Annotated in this window: 2 protein-coding genes and 1 pseudogene; 1 reads left to right on the top strand and 2 read right to left on the bottom strand. The window is 50.8% G+C overall.

Features of this window, described 5'->3' with window-relative positions:
* On the top strand, positions 1 to 400 hold a 400-nt coding region (locus J5224_RS25185), incomplete at its 5' end, for an oligogalacturonate-specific porin KdgM family protein (RefSeq protein WP_264627943.1).
* A 59-nt stretch (positions 401 to 459) separates the two neighbouring features.
* Here the strand turns inward: J5224_RS25185 and J5224_RS25180 are convergent.
* Positions 460 to 1910 (bottom strand): annotated as a pseudogene (locus J5224_RS25180) (pyridoxal phosphate-dependent decarboxylase family protein).
* Positions 1911 to 1927: 17 nt separating this feature from the next.
* A partial coding sequence (locus J5224_RS25175) for an aminotransferase class III-fold pyridoxal phosphate-dependent enzyme (RefSeq protein WP_264627942.1) occupies positions 1928 to 2273 on the bottom strand: 346 nt, incomplete at its 5' end.

Genomic DNA, 2273 nt, shown 5'->3' with positions numbered 1-2273 from the left:
TGCTGATTACAACAGCTATCGCCCTTATCTGCGTGGCAAGGCGAATATTACCAACGATCTTTCCGTATCATTGACCTATCGCCCTTATTATAAACGAAACAGTAAAAATATCGGAACACCGAAACAAACTACGGAAAAGGGGTATAATCTAACGTCAGCTATAGCGTATAAATTTCTTAATGACTATACGTTTGAATATGAACTGGATTATCAAAACTCCAATGAGGAAAAGGACAACCCGTCAGAAAACAAGAAATATGCATTTAGTCATGATTTTAAATTGAGCTATCAATGGGATAAAAATTGGCGCCCTTACCTTGCTGTCGGTAATGTTCCCGCGATAGACAAAGGGAATGATCGACAAACGCGCTACCGTATCGGTGTTCAGTATAGTTTCTGATATATCGGGGCGTAAAAAAGCCGACACCAGAGATGCTGTCGGCTTTTATTTTCAGATCGCTACGCTTTTAGTAACTGCAATGCGCACGCTTTCACACTTTCCAGCAGGAGTTTAACGTCTGCCAGGCAAACGGTAGGATTCAGCAAGGTAAGTTTCAGGCAAGTCACCCCGTCGGATTCGGTAACGCCCACATTGGCGCTGCCAGAAGCGAGCAGTGCGTCACCAATGCGTTGGTTCAGCAAGGCGACTGCCGCTGCGTCGCCAGACTCAGGGCGGAAACGGAACAGCACGCTGGCCAGTTGTGGTTGCATCACCAACTCCAACTGCGGCTGCTCGGTCACAAACTGTGCAACCTGTTGTGCCAGCGTTACGCCATTATCAATGATTTCGGCGTACTGCTTCTTACCCAATGCTTCAAGGCCCATCCACAATTTCAGAGCATCGAAACGGCGTGTTGTTTGCAGCGACTTCGATACCAGATTCGGCACGCCCTGCTCTTCATCAAAGCCTGAATTCAGGTAAGCCGCCTGATAGCGCATCAGTTCATAGTGGCGGGCATCTTTCAGCAAAAAGGCACCGCAGCTGATGGTCTGGAAGAATTGCTTGTGGAAATCCAGCGTGACGGAATCCGCCAATTCAAGGCCATCCAGGTAGTGGCGATATTGCTCAGAAAGCAACAGCGCGCCGCCCCAGGCTGCGTCAACGTGCAGCCAGATGTGCCGTTCGGCCGCCATAGCCGCAATTTCTGCCAAGGGGTCGATGGCGCCGGCATCGGTGGTTCCAGCCGTTGCGACGATGGACAGCACCTGCTCACCATTGGCGTCGGCCTGTGCCAATTTCGTGGACAAATCACTGAGATCCATGCGCGAGAACGCATCCGTTTTTACCAGCGTAACGGATTGATATCCCAGTCCCATCAACGCCATGTTTTTTTGCACGGAGAAGTGTGCATTTTCAGAACACAGCACTTTGATTTTGCTCAGATCGCCGGTTAAACCATGCTGCTGAACGGAATGTCCCTGACGTGCAAAAAAGGCATCCCGCGCCAGCATCAATCCCATCAGGTTGCTTTGGGTGCCGCCGCTGGTGAATACGCCAGCGTCACCCGCCGTATAACCTACTTGCTGGCGTAACCATTCGATCAGCTTCATCTCAATGATGGTGGCTGAAGGGCTCTGATCCCAGGAATCCATGCTTTGGTTGGTGGCGTTAATCAGCACTTCTTCACCAGACTCGGGCAGTGCAGATGGGCAACACATTGCGCGTGATGCACGGACAAACTGTCTTTAAGAAAATATTCAACAGCGCGCTCAATGGCGACCTGGTTGCCTAGCCCCTGAGACGTAAAGGATAACTGGATACGCTCACGCAACTGCTCAACGGTCTTGCCTTGATACATTTCGGGCTGCTGTAACCACGCCACGACAGCCTGGGTACTCTGCTCGATAGCGTCCTGATAGGCGGCAATGCTCTGCGCCGAACTTGACAGAATAGGGTTTATATCAGACATTAGATGGCTCACTCCGGTTAAACAGGCTTGACGCCAGCATTCAGCAATGCACTTTCGAATTTATCGAAGAAAATGTCCAACTCGGCATTGGTAATAAGCAATGACGGCAACAGACGCAATACGCAACCGTTGCGGCCACCCCGTTCAAGGATCAGGCCAGCTTCAAAGCATTTTTTCTGCAACAGCGCTGAGAGTTCACCGTCCGCCGGGTAGCATCCCATCTGATCCTGCGCTTCATGGGGTTTCACGATTTCAATGCCGATCATTAAACCAAGACCGTGCACCTGACCGATCACCGGGTAGCGTTTTTGCAGTTCGGCCAGCTTGTCTTTCAGCCATTCGCCCCGTGCAGCAACCTTATCT

It is taken from the genome of Candidatus Symbiopectobacterium sp. NZEC135 (assembly GCF_025962695.1).
The sequence above is the reverse complement of the archived record's forward strand: the minus strand, read 5'-3'. Positions and strand labels throughout refer to the sequence as shown.